At 52.7% G+C, this 17,374-nt stretch carries 13 protein-coding genes; 4 read left to right on the plus strand and 9 right to left on the minus strand.

Annotated elements, in window-relative coordinates; genetic code table 11:
* Positions 1-164: 164 nt before the first annotated feature.
* From AC1DWB_RS06150 to AC1DWB_RS06160, 3 genes are all read right to left on the minus strand, one after another.
* Positions 165-608, minus strand: a complete 444-nt coding sequence (locus tag AC1DWB_RS06150) for a cell wall hydrolase (protein ID WP_477540157.1) — start codon at positions 606-608, stop codon at positions 165-167.
* A gap of 262 nt (positions 609-870) precedes the next feature.
* The gene (locus tag AC1DWB_RS06155; protein WP_477540158.1) at positions 871-1,668 is read right to left on the minus strand and encodes an APH(3') family aminoglycoside O-phosphotransferase; all 798 of its coding nucleotides are present in this window, start codon (positions 1,666-1,668) and stop codon (positions 871-873) included.
* Positions 1,669-2,336: 668 nt separating this feature from the next.
* Entirely contained in the window at positions 2,337-4,226 is a 1,890-nt protein-coding gene (locus tag AC1DWB_RS06160) for a right-handed parallel beta-helix repeat-containing protein (protein ID WP_477540159.1), read from the minus strand.
* A 181-nt stretch (positions 4,227-4,407) separates the two neighbouring features.
* Here AC1DWB_RS06160 and AC1DWB_RS06165 point away from each other — a divergent pair, with 181 nt between their 5' ends.
* Positions 4,408-5,310: a helix-turn-helix domain-containing protein gene (locus AC1DWB_RS06165; RefSeq protein WP_477540160.1), complete on the plus strand. Its 903-nt coding sequence runs from the start codon at positions 4,408-4,410 to the stop codon at positions 5,308-5,310.
* 191 nt (positions 5,311-5,501) lie between these two features.
* Here the strand turns inward: AC1DWB_RS06165 and AC1DWB_RS06170 are convergent, their stop codons facing one another.
* The gene (locus AC1DWB_RS06170) at positions 5,502-5,696 is read right to left on the minus strand and encodes a hypothetical protein (RefSeq protein ID WP_477540161.1); all 195 of its coding nucleotides are present in this window, start codon (positions 5,694-5,696) and stop codon (positions 5,502-5,504) included.
* 57 nt (positions 5,697-5,753) lie between these two features.
* Here AC1DWB_RS06170 and AC1DWB_RS06175 point away from each other — a divergent pair, with 57 nt between their 5' ends.
* Positions 5,754-5,999, plus strand: a complete 246-nt coding sequence (locus AC1DWB_RS06175; RefSeq protein ID WP_477540162.1) for a hypothetical protein — start codon at positions 5,754-5,756, stop codon at positions 5,997-5,999.
* A 47-nt stretch (positions 6,000-6,046) separates the two neighbouring features.
* On the opposite strand, the gene AC1DWB_RS06180 is transcribed toward AC1DWB_RS06175, so the two are convergent.
* Both AC1DWB_RS06180 and AC1DWB_RS06185 read right to left on the minus strand, forming a co-directional pair.
* On the minus strand, positions 6,047-7,363 hold the full coding sequence (locus AC1DWB_RS06180; protein WP_477540163.1) for an ABC transporter substrate-binding protein: 1,317 nt from the start codon (positions 7,361-7,363) through the stop codon (positions 6,047-6,049).
* A gap of 354 nt (positions 7,364-7,717) precedes the next feature.
* On the minus strand, positions 7,718-10,651 hold the full coding sequence (locus AC1DWB_RS06185) for a TIM-barrel domain-containing protein (RefSeq protein ID WP_477540164.1): 2,934 nt from the start codon (positions 10,649-10,651) through the stop codon (positions 7,718-7,720).
* 233 nt (positions 10,652-10,884) lie between these two features.
* Between AC1DWB_RS06185 and AC1DWB_RS06190 the strand changes: the two genes are divergently transcribed.
* Together AC1DWB_RS06190 and AC1DWB_RS06195 are read left to right on the plus strand one after the other, a co-directional pair.
* Entirely contained in the window at positions 10,885-12,816 is a 1,932-nt protein-coding gene (locus AC1DWB_RS06190; protein WP_477540165.1) for an alpha/beta hydrolase, read from the plus strand.
* Positions 12,817-12,853: 37 nt separating this feature from the next.
* Complete coding sequence (locus AC1DWB_RS06195; protein WP_477540166.1) at positions 12,854-14,194, plus strand: ABC transporter substrate-binding protein; 1,341 nt, start codon at positions 12,854-12,856, stop codon at positions 14,192-14,194.
* A gap of 548 nt (positions 14,195-14,742) precedes the next feature.
* Here AC1DWB_RS06195 and AC1DWB_RS06200 read toward each other — a convergent pair.
* From AC1DWB_RS06200 to AC1DWB_RS06210, 3 genes are all read right to left on the minus strand, one after another.
* Entirely contained in the window at positions 14,743-15,168 is a 426-nt protein-coding gene (locus AC1DWB_RS06200) for an NUDIX hydrolase (protein WP_477540167.1), read from the minus strand.
* Positions 15,169-15,250: 82 nt separating this feature from the next.
* Positions 15,251-15,763 (minus strand): hypothetical protein, encoded by a 513-nt coding sequence (locus AC1DWB_RS06205; RefSeq protein WP_477540168.1) that lies wholly within the window; start codon positions 15,761-15,763, stop codon positions 15,251-15,253.
* 192 nt (positions 15,764-15,955) lie between these two features.
* The gene (locus tag AC1DWB_RS06210) at positions 15,956-17,371 is read right to left on the minus strand and encodes an FAD-dependent oxidoreductase (RefSeq protein ID WP_477540169.1); all 1,416 of its coding nucleotides are present in this window, start codon (positions 17,369-17,371) and stop codon (positions 15,956-15,958) included.
* Positions 17,372-17,374 lie beyond the last annotated feature (3 nt).

The following is a 17,374-nucleotide window of genomic DNA, read 5'->3' on the forward strand; positions in this document are numbered from 1 at the left end:
GGCCTGTCACGTGGGTATAGTTTCCGAATAATGACCGTGACAACAACTTTATTCCACTAAACCCAAAGAAGCCGCGATTTACGCGGCACTCTAATGAGATAAAGTTCTTGTCAACCGACACATGGCTGAGGTTAAGAGATCCTGAGCTCTTTATATTTATAAAATTAAAAAGTATTATATACATTTTCACATTCTTTCGCGGTCGGTTCATAAAAACAGTGCTTCTTCCATCGTCCTACGAACGGCTGATTATACCAAGTTGGCGGACATGGTCCGGGATTTTCGAACGTTCCTGGACGGAAATACCATAGGGAGAATTTTCCTGGCCAATTCCGCTCCCCATTCACAGCCCGTTGCGCCAGACGGCGTTCCCTCTCTCTTGCGTTTTGATAGTACATACCATGTTGCAATGCTTCGAACGCATGCGGCTGGTTGATCATTTGGGGAATTGTCCGGATTCCTTTAAAATCGGAGCAATTCGCTCTTATTCGGTTAATGCCAACATTTCCAACAAGGAGCATGYCCATTTCGCCTTCGGTCTCAGCTTCAGCTCGAAGCAACCTTGCCAACATATCAATATCCTGTTTCCTAGCTTTTACGACTGCCATTGGCTCACCTCTTTAGATTTCTATACACATCATATTGTAGGTGAGTCGGATGTGTTACTCTGGCAAAATATTGAGCGATAATAAATAGCCGTTCCACCACACTCTTCTGCCCGTTAGCGTAATGGTTATTGGCCCAAATACACAAAATTCCGCTCTATTTGTGATACGGTTCTCCGCGCTGTCTGTAACGGCAATTTTTATACAACCATCCCTAACGGGGAAAGCCTTTATAGATAGGACATGACATGAGTTTCGTTGTTGATCAAGCCCAAACTAAATGCTCTACGATTTGATAGAATCTTATTTTTGTATAATCAATTTCTGAAATTCCATAGTGTGTAAAGAATAATTCGACCCATTGCTTACCGAAGTTTCTGATAATGCTCTTCTCAGCTACTGCCAAATCGTAATAACGGTCCGCGATTCCACAATTCCCTAGATCAATAAATCCACTTATAGAATCATCAGCAATAATGATGTTAGGCAGGCTGTAGTCACCATGCGTAAATACTAAATCTTCTTTCAGTTCCCGAGGGTAATTTTCGACTTCAAGTAGCAACTTTTCAACATTGTCCTCACCAAACTTCCTATGCAACTCCGTTGAATCAAATTCAATCCCTCTTTTAAACTTGTATTGAATAATACTCATCAACCGCTCAAATGAATTATCAAATGGACAATCTTCAATTGAAACTTCATGAATTCTCCGAAGACCTTGTGCCAATAAAGAGATCATCTTTTCAGTATTTGTAGAAAACTGCTTATTGGAAGCTTCTATGCCTGGCAATTCAAGTGTTAATAAATACTCATAATTCCCCATCACACCGTAATCAATAACCTTCGCAACAGGTAACTTATTGTATAACCACAACAACTTTTGGGCTTGTCGTTCCAACGATTCAACATTACCTAGTTCTTGTATTTTCAAATATTTATTTACTCCACTTTTACCCTGAATATAATAAGTCTTCGCTGTATTTTCCCAACATAATGAAGTTTGGTCATCTCCAACTAACTTTAATAATTCAAGGGGTACTGTATCTTTTTCTTCAAAACTCATAATTTTCACCTCTATGGCTCAATCAATATCGTTTCAAGCACACTTTCGAACATATATCATATTCGTGACCTAGTACCAAGACCCCTTTTGCAGCACGAACGCTAGGCTGTCACTGTCACCAATTCGTAGTTTTCGTGGAACGTAACACTGAACTCGAAGTGTTCGAAGCCGTAGATGTCCCTTATGTCGAAGTCGATTGACTAAGTACACAATCGTCATCTGATCCAAAAAAGCCCGTTAAAACACTCTTGAGCCGACGTTTCGGGGACGAGTGACCTACCCCAAACCCATGCTGCTCAACACGCTTTAACAGGCTCCTGCACGTTTCACCCAAAAAAACTTGCCATTACTTGTGATAAGGTTCACTTCGATTGCTCTTAAAGAATTCTGCCCGTTGAATGAAATTTGACGACCTGAAAATTATATCCTTCTTCCGATATACAGTAAATGTGTAGCTATTTTTAGTATGTAAGGGTCTTCTGCCATCGTAAATCAATTTCATAAGCATCTCTTCTTCACCACGTGCAGACTTTACGTGCTCATTTTGTTGACTGTCAGAAGAATGTTCCATTGCTAATTTATTTGGTGCCAACTCCGTCAGCCATTCTCCAACAAACCCCTTCCAATGATTCAGGTTTTCAAAGCCTCGACAGTCGGTTATCTAAGGCTTAAACGGGATCGAAATACGTATTGTCGTTTACGACCGTGCCGGTGCCCGAATCGACGATGCCGGTCGAGCTTTGCAACCTCGTCCCGAAGATCAGTTGGTTGCCGTGAATCCGATTGTAGCTGTCTACGGCCGCGTTTACTTTGATCGCATTGTCCGACCCGTAGCGGACTTCATACTTCGAGGTCGCGTCCGGAACGGTCGTCCAGGCCGTAGTCACGACAGCGACTTTCGTGGTGCCGTTATACGAGGCAACATTTCGTTTCTGCCCGATCCCCGTCCCCGCGACAACAAAGAGCAGCATCCCGTTATATTCGCCCGATACCGCGGACGCCGTCGCCGCCAGCGTGATCGAATTGACGCCGCCCGCCGTGGCAGTGCCCGCATTTTTCAGCCGATTGCGAATGATGTTGCCCTGAATGCTGTTGAAACTCGACGCCGTCGCGAGTGATATATCCGTCCCGCCGGTATTGCCGCTTTCGTCAATGCAGTTGCCAAAGACCTGACAATGGGTAACCGTCGCCATACGCACGCTGGTCGATTTCACGTTCGTGAACAGGTTATTGGCCACCTGCACGCCCGAGGACATTTTCACGTCCATGGCGACCCCGTTCGGGTTGTGTATCAAATTCCCTTCCACCAAATGATTTTTAATAATCGACATGTAAACGGCCCCCTGATACGTATACAGCACGTCAACGACGTTGTTCTTGAAGGTAACGTTATTGACGTTCCAAACCGAGTTAAACGCGCCCATTTCCGTGCCGACAAACCGGTTCGAATCGACGACGATGTTTTCGACCGTACCGACTCTCCCGTTCAAGCTCAAGCCGTAATTGGCGTTGTTTTGGAACAAGCAGTTCACGATCGTCACATTTCGGCAAATCCCGCCTGTGTCGGGCTCAATGTCCATCCCGCATTGGGGCAGCGTGCCTCTCGTATTCTCGAATGTGCAGCCGTCGAAGAGCACGTTCTCGCAGTACGTCACGCTGACGCCCTGCCTTCGGTTGTTGTCGCAGCGTACATTGAAGAAAGCGACATCCCTGCTGGCCGTTTTTACTTTGTCCTGCCCGACGACCGCCCCGTCGCCCCAGCAATTTGCCAGGTACAGGTTGCGAATCCGCACGTGCGTGGAGCCGCCGATGCCGATGGCGAACCCATGCTCGCCGGTCGTCCCTGTATGCTCGTCCCGCTCGCCGATAATTTTTCCGCCGCCCTCGACGGTTACATTTTGCTTGCCGAAAATGTTGATGACATAATACCGTCCGGCGGACGTCGGTTTTGCTTTCAACACCGCTTGCGGGCTTATAACGATCGTCGTATTATCCTTCGCCTCGATGCCGGCGGACAAATCCCCGAGGCCCGATGCGTCCGCATCGATCAGGTAGACGCCTTGCGGAATGTAGGCCGTGACGTTCCCGCCGCCGATCGCGTCGTTGATCGCCTGCGTATCATCGGTCACCCCGTCGCCCTTCGCCCCGAACCATTTTACGTTGACCGTTCCGGCGTCGTGCACCCGTTTAAACCGTTTGCCGCCGGTAGTCACGACTATCGTACCGGTATTGTCCGAACTAGAGACGTCTGTCTCGTCGTATAGGAAAATGCCTTCTTGGCCCGCATCAACCACAAAGTAAGCGTCCTCCGGACGGGAATCGGCCCCGCCCCTAAGCTCTGCAAGCGTAACCTTGACGCAAAGATCGATCGGCTCCAAGTCTTTCCAGTGAAACTTGCCGTCACCCTTGTCATCTTTGCCATTACCGTATACGCTTTCCGTCACGTTCCCAAAACCAACCGACGCACCCGCGTTTACTATTCCACTTGCCGCCAATACCGCTCCAGCTGCTCCAATCGAAGCCAACAGTTTTCTTCTGCTGATCGTTAAATCGTTCATTCCATTCCCTCCTCCAATGATTCGTAATCGCTTACAGTTCCGATGATAGCTTTCCGGAGCCGGGAATATAAGGGACAAACAAAACGAGAAGTTAACCATTTGTGCCCCACATCGGAGCAGGCGTGATATACTGGGGACAAATGTGCGGATGGTTTCGGACTTTAGGCGGAGGTGATCGGCCATGGAAATGTTTTGGGAAAGGATGATCTATACGTTCCAGATGTTGGGCTTTCAATTCGGCGTCAAACCGCCGGGATGGACGTTCCGGGAGCACCATCATCATTTGTGCGAGCTGATGTACTGTCGGGACGGGCGCGTCCACGTATGGATTGGCAACCGGAAGCTGGCGTTCGGCTCCGGCGACTGGCTGTTTCTGAAGGCGGGCGTGCGGCACCGTTTTGAAAACGATTCCGAGACAAACTTTTCTTTTTTCAATATGCATTTCGACATCGATGATCCGGATTTGCGCAAAATGCTCAATTCCACCCCCTTCCATCACATTGCCAAAGAAAAAGCAGACGGCACCCGGCTGACGGAACGCTATCGCGAAATTGAACAAGCCGTTCGCGACAATCAGGAGCAGGCAGCAGCCGCAGCCGACGCGCATCAAAAAATCCGCCAGCTTACCGGCAAACTTGCGCTTCAGGCACACAGCCTTTTGCTGATCCGAGAAATCGCCGAATTACGCCTGGACGAGCAGCAGGCCGCCTGCGGGCAGGAAACGGATGTCCGGTCCCTTTCTTTGTTCCAAACGAATATTGCCCATAAAATCGAGCAGAAACTGTCCGCAACCGTCTATTCCGATACATGCATCAGCGAAATTTCCAGGGATCTCCATATGAGCCGCAACCGGTGCACGAAAATTTTCACCCAGGTGTACGGCATTTCTCCCCGCCAATACGTAAGCGAGCTGAAGCTGAAGCAGGCCAAGGAGCTGCTCTTGCAGACCGATGTGACGGTCGAAGAAATCGCCAGACGGCTCGGGTTCAGCTCGGTCCATCATTTCTCGCGGCAATTTCACCGTTGGACCGGGATGCCGCCGAGCCGCTTCCGGCCCAAGCATACCACGTCTCCCTTGGTTTGAAACCTTTTGACCGCCGCTCTGTATTTCAAGCTGAAGTCAAAGGAGGTATGAAATTGGACCGGCTCAGCATTACGGCCGCCGGCAATCGTCCGACCGCAGCTACGGGAACAGACATCAAGGTCACGGCACTATAAAAATAAATTAAAAGCTCGTCCTAGTACAAAAAGCCGCAGATCGCGGCTTTTTTGTTTTTAACGGAAGCTAGCCCATTGATGCAGTAGCGCCGTTTTGCCGAAGCCGGCCGGTGCGCAGGCGGACAGAAGCCGGATGCGGTCGCGGACGTGTGGGAGTTCATCCAGAATATGAGCGCGCAGCACTTCGTTTTCCGATGAAGCGGGCGGATTCGTTTTGGTTTGCAGCATAGCGGGATACGATGAATGAAGCATAGTTCCTCCCTGTTCGCATACGGTGAACGAAGTGTCCGAGGAAAAGTGCAGGAGACGATGCGCGACGCGCATACGGAAACGGTTGTGGCCGAAGCGGCGTCCGAAGGATTTGCCTTGACCCGTGAGGATGGCACCAACTTCCACCGCATCCCGGCCGAATTTTTGATCGATCCGCAGGGCGTCATCCAAGTCGCCCACTACGACCGGCTGGCGACCGACCATTTGCCGCTCGATCTCATCGACCGGTTTGCCGCATCCGGCGCGACCGTCGTCGGACCGGCGCAACGCATGGTTCAAGAGTGAACCAGACAGGCCCGCCAATCGGCAGCGGGTCTGTCTTGCGTTTTTGCCTATTGGCTTTTGGCCGCGATATCCCGATTGGCCGCTTCTCCCACTTCGCGAAGCGCGCTGTTGATGTCGGTCTCGTCGTTGATCACTTTGGTCATCACGCTATTCAAATAAGGCTGAACCAGCGGGTCGTATTTCGAAGGCGTATACGGCGGAGCGAATTTGCTTTTGAATACGCCTTTCGTGTTTTTCCCCTGCAGCGATTTGATGTTGTTGCCGTACAGCTCTTTCAGCGCCTGATCGTTCAGCGAGGTGAACCTGCCGTTGTTCGTAATTAATTTTTGCGTTTCCGCGCCGGTCAGCAGCTCGATCGCCTGAAATGCTTCTTCCTTATGCTTGCTCAAAGCCGAAACCATCAGGAAATGGCCGGATGAGGCACCCGCCACATTCGGCAAATCCGGGTAGCTTGGAAACTGGACGAGGTCCCAATTGAACTGCTGCGGCGTATTGTTTAACGCCTCCAGCGAGGCGATCCGCACGTCGTAGCCGGGAGACATCGCCGCCGTTTGGTCCTTGAGGAAATTGTTGACCGTGCCGCCCTTGCTGCCGGGAATGTCGTTGAACTTTTTGACCATGGCGAACAGTCTTTTCCAGCCGTCCGTTTCCACGTTCGCTTTGCCGGTCGTCTGGCTCACGTAGGGAAGCGTAAGCTGCGTGCTCAGGTCCAGCAGCCCCGGAAGAACCACGCCCCTGTACTGGACGCCGTCCACCACGCGCGAAAATTTCCGGGCCATTTCGTACACATCGTCCCAGGTCATCCCATCCGTCGGGTAAGTGACGCCGAACGTATCGAATAAATCTTTGTTGTAGAACAAAGCAAAGAAATTGAGCGAGAACGGAATTGCGTACAGCTTGTCTTTGCCGCCGCCGTACACCCTCGACGTTTCCATCGCCGCCGGATCGAATTTGCCGAGATCCATTTTGTGCGTCTTGACCAGCTCTGTCAAATCGTAGGACGTTCCCAAATCCCGGTGAAGCGTAATTCTCGGGTAGGTCGTAAAAATGAAATCCGGAAAATCTCCCCCCGCGATCAAGTCCTGGACTCCTTTATCGCCCGTCGTGTTTCTCCTCATCTCGACTGTAATGTTCGGATATTTGGCGTGAATCGGCGCGGCGATCAAGTTTTTGAACTCGTCGTCCGTAATCGTTGCGCCGTCCTGCAGCATGACCAGCTTGACCGGCTCCGCTTGCTTGGGGGGCGGCGTCGCCTCGTTATTCGGGGCGGGTGACGCCCCTTCCTCGGCAGTGCCGCCGCAAGCAGCCAAAGACAAACATAACATTGTGACCGCAACCAAACTTCTCGTCGTTTTTTTTAACATGAGTAAATCCCCTCTTCCCTTGTGATCGCTTTCAAATCGAATAATAGCCTCCCGTGCAAAAGCGCACAATGGACAAACAAGGCGGGAAGTTAACCTTTTGTGCCTCCGGTTGTATTTACTGTTGTAGGGCCGGTCGAACTTTCGAGCATGCAAACGAGCCTTCGGAATTATTCCAAAGGCTGTTCTTCACGATGCCGTTTTTTTCTCCGATGTCTGGCCGTGCCGTGTACGGCAATCGTGATGTGCCGTTTACTCGCCCAAAAAGCTCTGTGTTCCTGCAGCGTATCGCACAGCAGCGCCACGTCGAGTGATCGCGCGCGACGCCCTTCCCGACACGAAAACGGTCGCCGTCCCTTACTCGCGCTTCGCTTTGAAACCGACCGGAGGGACGCCCCAATATTTGCTGAATGCCTTGGAGAAATTTCCGGCATCCTTGAAGCCGCAGCGGGAAGCGGTCTCGTATACTTTATGACCGACGCTCAGCAGCTTCTTGGCCTGCGTCATCCGAATCGCCATGACGTAGTCGGAATAGGCGGCTCCTGTTTCTTTCTTGAACAGGCGGCTCAAGTGAAACGGGTGCAGGGCGAATCGCTCGGCCATCGTATTCAACGACAAGTCTTTGTCAGGCTCGCTCTCGACGATAGCGATCAGCTCGCGGACAACCGGATGCTTTGCCGCGGGGCGGCGCTCCTTGGTGAGCCGAACGAGCCGTCCAACGAGCCGCTGCAACAGTTCATAGCCTTGCTCGGACGATTGAAGCTGCGATAGCATAGTTGTCGTATCCGCCGCTCCGCCGAATACGTTCTCGACGGTCCATCCGCGCCGCTCTGTATGCCGTACGATCAGGTGGCAGGCATTCATGACGTGCAGCTGCCAGACCGCGCCCGACGATACGACCTTCATTTTCGCCTTCCACCATGCCGATAGCGCCGATTCCGCCGTGTGTACTTCGCCCGTATCCAAGGCGGAGACGAACGCTTCATCTGTTCCGTCTTCCCCTCCTCCTCCGAGGCCGTCGTCGACCGCCTCTGTCCCGGAGCGATTTACGGCGGTGGGAATGCGCTTCGGCGGATGCACGATTTCGACGCACACATCCGGCTCCCCTGGCCCGGCCTCTTCCACATGCAGTCTCACCGTACCCGTCACTCGGTCGTATCGCCAGCTGCGGAACGGATCCGTCTTGATTCTCCTCGTCCGATCCTCACGACGCTGACCGTCCACCCGGACAGCCGCAGGCTTGCCGTCCGTATGGACGATCAGCTCGTAGCTGCGGTTGCGGACCATGCTGGAATAATCCCCCTCGCGCCGCGTAATGTACAAGGTCGTCATCTCACGATTGGCTTTACACAACATTTTCGTTCGGGCGAAACATCCGTCCAAATAGTCGAAGGTGGTTCCGTCGTCCTCATATAACATAAACTCGCTGAGAGAGCCGGGGTAAATATCTAGTGTTAGCGTCTCTATCCGCAATTGGCCGATATATTCTAACGACGGCCACATCGGAACGATCGCCCCGGAGCGCACGAATAGAGGGCCGCCCGCCCCCGTAGGAACGGTATAGCTGATCCACTGCGAACCGCTGTAACGCTCCCCTGTCCAGTAATCGAACCAGTTCCCTTCAGGCAAGTATACTTGATCGGTATACACGGCAACGAGCAGGAAATCCCCCAGCATGTATTGCCTGCTCAACTCCCGGCAATTCCGGTCATCGGGGTACAGCAGAGGCATGGCACGTGTAATAGGCATGCCGGTTCGGGCGGCGACATGCGCAGTGGCATACAAGTATGGAAGGAGGCGATAGCGCAGCCGGGCATACCTCTGGAATAGCTCCTGTAGTGGCCGCTCCAGAAAATCCGGATGATGGAAATGATCTTGGCTGTGGATCCGCGACCATGCGAGCAAAAAATCGGCATGAATGCCTTCGCGGGTAATCAGGTGCATATTCGTCGACGTATTGACGTGACCGGATAGCCCGTAATTCAATACAGCCGCGATCGCATGCCTGGCGTCATAAAACGTACCCGTCGTACTGGCCACAAACTGCTGCATGCCCAAATAGCCTTTCTCCATATGAATGACCGGTCGGGTGTTCGTCTGCTGGCGGAAGCCGACATGCATCTGTTTGCCAAGCAGAACCGGATACAAATGGTGAAGCTCCGCGCTCGTCATGCCGTTGCCCCATATCCTGATGGGATGGCTAAACATCGGGTTCTTCAAGCTCAGCACGAAGCCGGAGATGCCGTCATCGACAAACTTGCGCAAATGATCATACCATACCTCCTCCGAATCGTTGCGCTCCCCGTCCGCATTCCCCTCGGCCAACCGTTCCTCAAGCAGGGTCAAATCGTAATCGCAGCCCAGAGTCAGGCTGAGCTTGAAGCCCTGCTTTTGCAGGATGCCGATAAACGAGACTTGACGGAGAAGATCGTTCGTGCTAGTCGGGAACCGTTCCGGATGCCAGCGCTTGGCGGTTGAATAGTCGTTGACCGTCTCCATCCAATCCGCACTCAGTCCGATCAGGTCGCAGGGCGTACCAGACCGGCGAAATTTGATGGCGTCGTCGAGCACATCCCTGGCGCTCGACTTTACCCGCGGGCAGAAATTCAGACCATACATCCAGATCGGCAGCAGCTGCGGCTTTCCCGAGACGTCCGTATACGCATCGAGCAGCTCGGCGTATCCGGTTCCGACGAAAAGAAACAGATCCAGTTCGCCCGACGGCCCTTCTATGCTCAGAATGTCATCGGTCGCTGCACCGATGTCGAACGTATGCCGCCACGTCGTATTCACCATGACGGCCCATCCTCTGGAGCTCATTAGAAAAGGAATGGGTGCGCTCGCCCACAGGTCCTGCTCTGCCCACATCGATACGCACAGGCCGCGTCGATCCAGCTGTTCGGGAACGACATTGCCGAGCCCGTACAAGGATTCGTCGGCATTCAGCGAGAAGCGTGCACCGAAACCCGACGCCGAGTCGGACCAGGGCGAACAGCAGGTGTGCAGCCGCTCCTTTCCGTCAGGACCGTACAGACGCAGCTGCCCATCATTTCCGTCGATTCGCAGCGTGGCGCTACCGGCCCGGACGACCGTGACGTCGCCGTACTCCACAGTGCGGCTTTCAACCGCCGCTTCGATGTTAGCGTTTACAATCCGGTACCGTATCAAAGGCGATTCCGGGAAATGCCCCGTTTCATTCATCCGAATCCGGAAGGTGGCGTTTGCTATCGCCTCCGCCACGATCCATCCCCCGTTCCCCAACGAAATCCGGGCATCCTTCACTGTATCCATCTCCACGCCCCCCTTGGCCCTTTCCATTGCTTCCATCATAACATTTCTGCCCCAAAAATGTTATCAGATCACACGAAAAAGCGCTGCCAAATCAGTTATCGATTCACATCATCACGTTATGAAATACCATATACGAGACATCACCGCATCTTCTATACTTGGCTTACCACGGAAGAAAGATATCGATTACCATAGCGTGTCATGAAAGAAGGAAGCAAAAGGGAGCGAACGCAATGCTGCAGGACTGGGAGCAATTTCGAATCGGCATTCATGATGTAAAAGATCAGTTGAGGGACTACGTGTACGGCCACTCTTTGAAAGCGTTTTCTGTCGGCGATCAAGCTCGCGATGCGGTGGCAAATACGGAGCAGTTGGAAGCCCGCCGCCTGCATATGCGAGAGATGCTACTGGCCGGAATCGGCGGCCTTCCGCCTCGGGACACACCGCTGCTCCCGGTCACGACCGGAATTGTGAAACGAGACGGCTATCGCATCGAGAAAGTTGTTTTTCAATCCATGCCCGGCATGTATGTGACCGCGCACCTGTATATCCCGGACGACCGCGTATCGCCAGGCGGAGCGGTACTGTTCGTTTCCGGTCACGGTCCGGAAGGCAAGCTGTATCCGAGCTACCAGCGGGTCTGCCAATGCCTCGTGCGCGCCGGGCTTGTCGTGCTGGCTATCGACCCGATGGGACAGGGCGAGCGGCTCGGCTATCTCGATCACGGATCCGACAAGCCGTTCGCCCGGCGGGTAGCGGAGCACGAGCATGCGGGCGTGCAGTGCTGGCCGCTCGGAGACGGTCTGGCGCGCTATTTTATCCACGATATCGTGCGGGCCGTCGATTATTTGAGCTCCCGTCCTGAGGTCGATCCTGCCAAAATCGGCATGACAGGGAGCTCTGGGGGAGGGACTCAAACGGCGCTCGCGATGATCTGCGAGCCGCGAATCGCCGCCGCGGCTCCCGGGACGTTCATCATGAATCGGGAATCGTATTTATTCGCCGGCCAGGCGCAGGACGCGGAGCAAATATGGCCAAACATGTCGGCCTGCGGCTTCGACCATGAAGATATTTTGCTGGCCATGGCCCCGCGCCCGGTCATGGTGCTCGCCGTCACCGGAGACATCTTCCCGATCGAAGGCACTCGCAGGACGGTAGAGCGAAGCAGACGGTTCTGGGACATGTACGGCTGCGGCGACCGGCTCCGGCTCGTGGAGGACGAATCGCCGCACATGTACACGCTACCGCTGGCCCGGGCGGCGGCCTCGTTCTTCTCTCTCCATCTGCTCGGCAAACCGATCGAGGTGAATACCGACGGACTCGTCACGGAGGAAGGAAGCGACGTATGGTGCACGGCGAGCGGGCAAATTGTTGACGATTATCCGGATGCGCGGAAAGTATTCCACGAGAACGGCTGCCGGCTGACCCAACTGGAGCGGGCCCGCGAAGCATTGCCCGAAGCGGAGCGGCAGGCGAAGGCGATATCCTGGCTTGGCGGTCGTATACGCGATCCGCGCCCCGTCTGCGACCTGAACCCCCGTCATCAGCGGATCGGCTCGTGGCAGGGGCTGACCGTGCAGAGCAGTATCTGGTGGTCGCAGTCCAGCTTGTTCGGCCATGGCTTCCTGTTCGCCGAGGCGAACCCGGGCCTGTCGAAACGTCCGCTGACGATCGCGCTATGGGAGGATGGCACGGCACAGCTGCAAGCGCACGCAGATTGGCTTAGCGGCCGCTGCGCCGCCGGGGAGGTCGTCCTCGTATTGGACGTCGTCGGCAGCGGGGCGCTCGCGCCGAATGCAATCAACGGCAAGCCGCTTCGCGGCGTATTCGGCACCTTGCACAAGCTGAACATGGATTTGCTGTGGCTTGGCGACAGTCTGGCCGCCTTGCGCGCCTACGACGTGCTGCGTGCCGTCGAGTTTGCCCGCAGTCTGCAAGGCGTAGACGTTACGAGAGTCCGCCTGTATGCCGAGGGGCGCTTCGGCGTATACGCGGAATGGGCCCATGCGCTGCTCGAGGGCGATTCCGTCACGCTGGAGATCGCGCAGGAATGGGAATCCATCGCCTCATGGGTGCGCTCGGAGTATTACGACAACACCGGCATCGGCGAATATGTGTTGCCCGGCATGCTGCAGCATTGCGATTTGCCTGATTTGCGTGGATGACGGAATAAGGATCATATTCAATCAAGGAGGAATTACGATGCTTGCCAAAAAAATGACCGGAATTGCTTTATCCCTTGCGCTCGCCGTGGTAATGGCCGCCTGCGGCCGTGAAATCGCCCCACAACCAAGCGCCGGAACCGATTACGCCGCACGGGAAGCGGCAAAAAAAGCGGCAGAAGGTCCCGCAGAGATCGTCTTTTACACGTCCAACGGTGACACCGAAGAAAACTTCAACCGCCTGTACGGCGACGCGCTGCGCAAGAAGTTTCCGAAATACTCGATCAAATACATTATGAGCGGCGCCAAGGGCCAGTCATTGGACACGCTGCTCGCTACCCAAACCCGGTTCGACGTCTTCATGCAAGGTCCAGGTTTCTTCGAATCGCAAGCTTATCCGGCCAGCATCCAGTACGATATGTCGGCTCTGATCGAGACGCATCAGCTCGATTTGAGCAGACTGGACCAAGCGTCCGTAGAGTACGTCAAGCAAAGCTCGGAGGGCAAAGCTTATTTTTTGCCCATACAGTTGGAAGGCATGGTGCTCTATTACAATAAGTCATTGTTTGACAAATTCGGCGTCCCCTACCCTTCCGACGGGATGACGTGGGAGCAGATGTGGGACAAGGCGAAGCTGCTGACGCGTACGGAGGGCGGGGTGCAATATTTCGGCTTCGGTACCAACTCCAGCACGATACAGGGCATGAACCCGCTCTCCATCCCGCTCGCCGATCCGAAGACGGACACGCCGACGATCAACAAGGATGAGCGGTGGAAACGGTTCTATGACTATTTCTACGAGCAGCCGAACAATATACCGGGCTATCAGGATGCGATTCAGGCGATCAAAGGCTTCCCTACACTCGATATGTTCGTCAAAGACCAGGCCGTAGCGATGTTCGCCTACCAATCCGGGCTGATCAACGTTTGGGAGGAGCAGCTGAAAGCGTTGAATTGGGATATAGTCGCGCTTCCACCATTGCCCGGACAGCCGGGCGTCGGCAGTATGGCGACGCCGAAGCTGTTCGGGATTACGTCCATGGCCAAGGATAAGGACGCAGCGATGATTGCCATCCAGTATTTGCTGTCCGACGAACACCAGAAGGAGTTGGCACGCAAAGGCATCACGCCGATCGTCACGTCCGGTGCGGTCAAAAAGGAGCTGGGCAAAGATTCCGTATACAAGGACCGCAACTGGAGTGCGCTCGTCCAATACAAGTTTGCCCCGCTTGCCCTTAGACCGGCTTACTACTCGCAGCTCAATGCGATTTACCAGAAGCATTTCATAGCGGCCTCCCTCGGACAGACCGATCTGAACAGCGCGTTGCGCGCCGCCGAGGAAGAAGCGGTCAAAGCGATCGCCGCGTTCAAGAATAAATAACGATAGGATACCTGAGCAAGACCGAGACCAATCGGCGGAGCAGGCAGCCGTTACGTACATCGATATTCGCGGGTGCGAACGATTTGTGACATGAGATATCGATTATCATAAGCGCAATAAGATCTACTGGTCGAAACACTTTCGGATAGAACTAAAGCATGTCTTCAAACCTAATTTAGCCATAGCAGTTTAGAGGCCAACGACAAAAAAGCCGCAAATGTGCAGGTTGACGGCGACCGCTTGCTGCCCCTCAATTATGTTGTATTTCTTAGAGCCAGAGTTTATAGCCAATGCGGATATGAATATATGTTCTTGTCGTGAGCCGAGGACAAGAACCTTCTAAGTTTCATGAATTTCCTCCAATACCTGAGAATATTTGTACATTACTTATTCATGATAACTCCACGTTATCCTGCCCACTAGCACAGCGAGGCTGCCGCTCCATGTCGGCAGCCTTGTTCCAGTTAATTATTGAACTAACGTTCCCGCTTAATTCCCCGAAGCGTAAATACGTTGTTAGATGGTGCCTGCGACTTCTTGAAATACCATCATATATTCTTCTCATCAGTAAACTCAATACAAAAAGGTTGGATTTCAGGTCTTAAACAGTGCTCTATTCTTTTTCTGAAATCTTTCCATTCAACCTTTTTTAGTGCTTCATCTATCGGGAAGTATCCCGTCTCCAAACTTTCTGATGATTGTATTAATTCTCCACCTATTGGCTTCGCTAAAAAWAGRGTGTTACATATTGAATTTCCTACGTTTTGAAATATTCCGCARAATTTGATAATTTCAATGTCTATYCCRGATTCTTCTTTTGTTTCTCTTATTGCAGCTTGACTTAAGGATTCTCCTTCTTCTACTTGACCACCAGGCATCTCCCAGCCTCTTCTTGGTCCCTTAATAAGTAATAATTCATTCTTTTCATTCACAACAATAGCCGCTGCAGAAACGATATGTTTCGGTGTACTCATTTTATTACTCCTTATAATCGTAATATGTATTTTAAGCTCTTTAGTTTTATTAATTCACGAAGTGATTGAACTATCCTGCTAGTTAGTTCAGAGGTAAAACCTCAAAACTTGCCTTGTCTGTTTCAACTATTAAATCTTTTTTATTGTCCCCTTCGCGAACCGAGAATTTTGCAAGTGCGGACACTTCATAATAACCTGGCTTTTCAAGTTTATATATATATTGCTCAATTATCATCCCTTTCCCTTGAAAAGGACGATATATTCCTACGTCACCCATAGCAAATGTATTAACTCCCTTGCCATTACTGTCTTTAATAGAGAAGTAAAAAACACCTGACGCATGTAGAATGGTTAAATTATTATCAGATAAGTTCTTTAAAGTTGCCTCAACCACGAACTCTTCATTTGATTTTATTTGATTAGGGACTGATATTGTTGCTGTAAAAGGGACTTTTTCAGGAGTAGGGACAGTCGTTGTATTATCTGCTCGATTATTGGGAATAGGGTGATTTACTGCAATTTGTTCTTCAGATTGTGAAGGCTGTCCACATGCAACTAAGCCAAGCAAAGCGAAAGCAATTATTAGTAACCTCATGTTTAAGCACCTCAAAGAAACAAACGTAAAAATTTGGGTTTTTGTTGCAATAAAATTACAATCGATAATTTCTTTAAATTATCGATTGTTGAGCAAATCTGCCCTTTACGTCAACGAGGCTGCCGATTCATGCCGGCAGCCTCGTCCTGGTTTCTTATTGAATAATCGTGTCCCGGTTAGGACTCTGCTATGCTACTGCCCAGCTTGCTGCTGAGTGTGATCGGACCATCTGTCGCTGAACACCGCGCGCCGCAGCGGGGGCACCGCTCCGCAGAGCCTCAAGAAGCCCTTTCCCGTAATCCGGGCAATGCGGCCAGCCAAAGCCTGCTTTGTGTTACGCATCGAATCCTTAACGGCAGCGAAGCCATACTCCAACATCAGTGCTTCATAACTGTGGATGGCCGGAATAAGGGATTGCTTTCCTTGCTTGACATCTATCAACATGCGGCAGAGCAAACTTGCGTCGCGCAGCGCGGTATTGGCACCAATGCCCCCCGCTGGGGTCATGCTGTGAATTGCGTCTCCAAGCAGAGTAACATTCGTACTCTCCCATGGCGTAACCGGAACGGAAGTTCTAAACTCGAATGCCTGGATCGTGTCGGCGCTCGTCTCAACAACCATCCGGCGTAGGTCCGGGTGCCAGCCTTCGATCATCTGACTGACTAGCTTTTTCAAGGCTTCACCCTGCCCGTTAGTGGCTTTAATGGTGCGGTCATCGCGGCGGGTGATGAACGCCCAAAGAATATAGTCTTTGTTTTCAAGGCTGCGGAATAGCTGATCAGGGTCCAGACCTGCGGCTCGGACCTTGTCGCCGAACAGCTTCAGTGCTTCCTCGGGCTTGCGCCGCCGGTTAAAGATGGCGGTGAACAGGAAGTGCTGTGGGCCCAGGATTACGTTCATCCCGTTCGTAACCCGGTTCGGCAGCCAGACCCGAGTACTCTCGGTCAGTTCGAGCTTGCCGCCTATACCGACCGCACCCGTGTCGACCCGCTCGGCCTTTGGCAGATACTGGCGACGTACCCGGGAGTTGGCGCCGTCAACACCGATAAGCAGATCGCCGGTCGCCGTGGTACCGTCTGCGAAGACGGCGGTGACGCGTCCGTTGGGTAAATGCTCGTAACGAACAAACTCCTTATCGAAATGTACCACATCGTCCAGTCCGGCGAGAAGAATTTGGCGGAGGGTAAGCCGACTAACAGCGTGGTGGCCCTTTGCTGGATCAGTGGCTCCTCCGGTGACTATATCGTCTTCGACAAGCACCAGCGTCCTCAGCTTCTCGTCGAGGAACCCGAAACCTGCACCGGGATCGCCTGCAGTGGCGACGAATGTATCCCATAGTGCGGTCGGAAGACAGCTGTGCAGAGCCCGGCTACCGGTCGGGTCAATATGGATCCGATAGCCCTGTTCACGGGCGGTGGGAGTAAGGTCCCTCTCGTACACCGCTATGCTGATGCCGGCTTGCTTCAGCCCATGGGCCAGACAGAGTCCGCCGATCCCGCCGCCGATGATCAGGACATGAAGCGGTACGGCTGAGTCGGAATTTTCTTTGTTGGTCGTGGAGTTTAACTTAGGTTGTCCTTGTGAGTTGAAGGTGGTCACGTTTGTCATAAT

Source organism: Paenibacillus sp. P4_E11 (genome assembly GCF_056401635.1).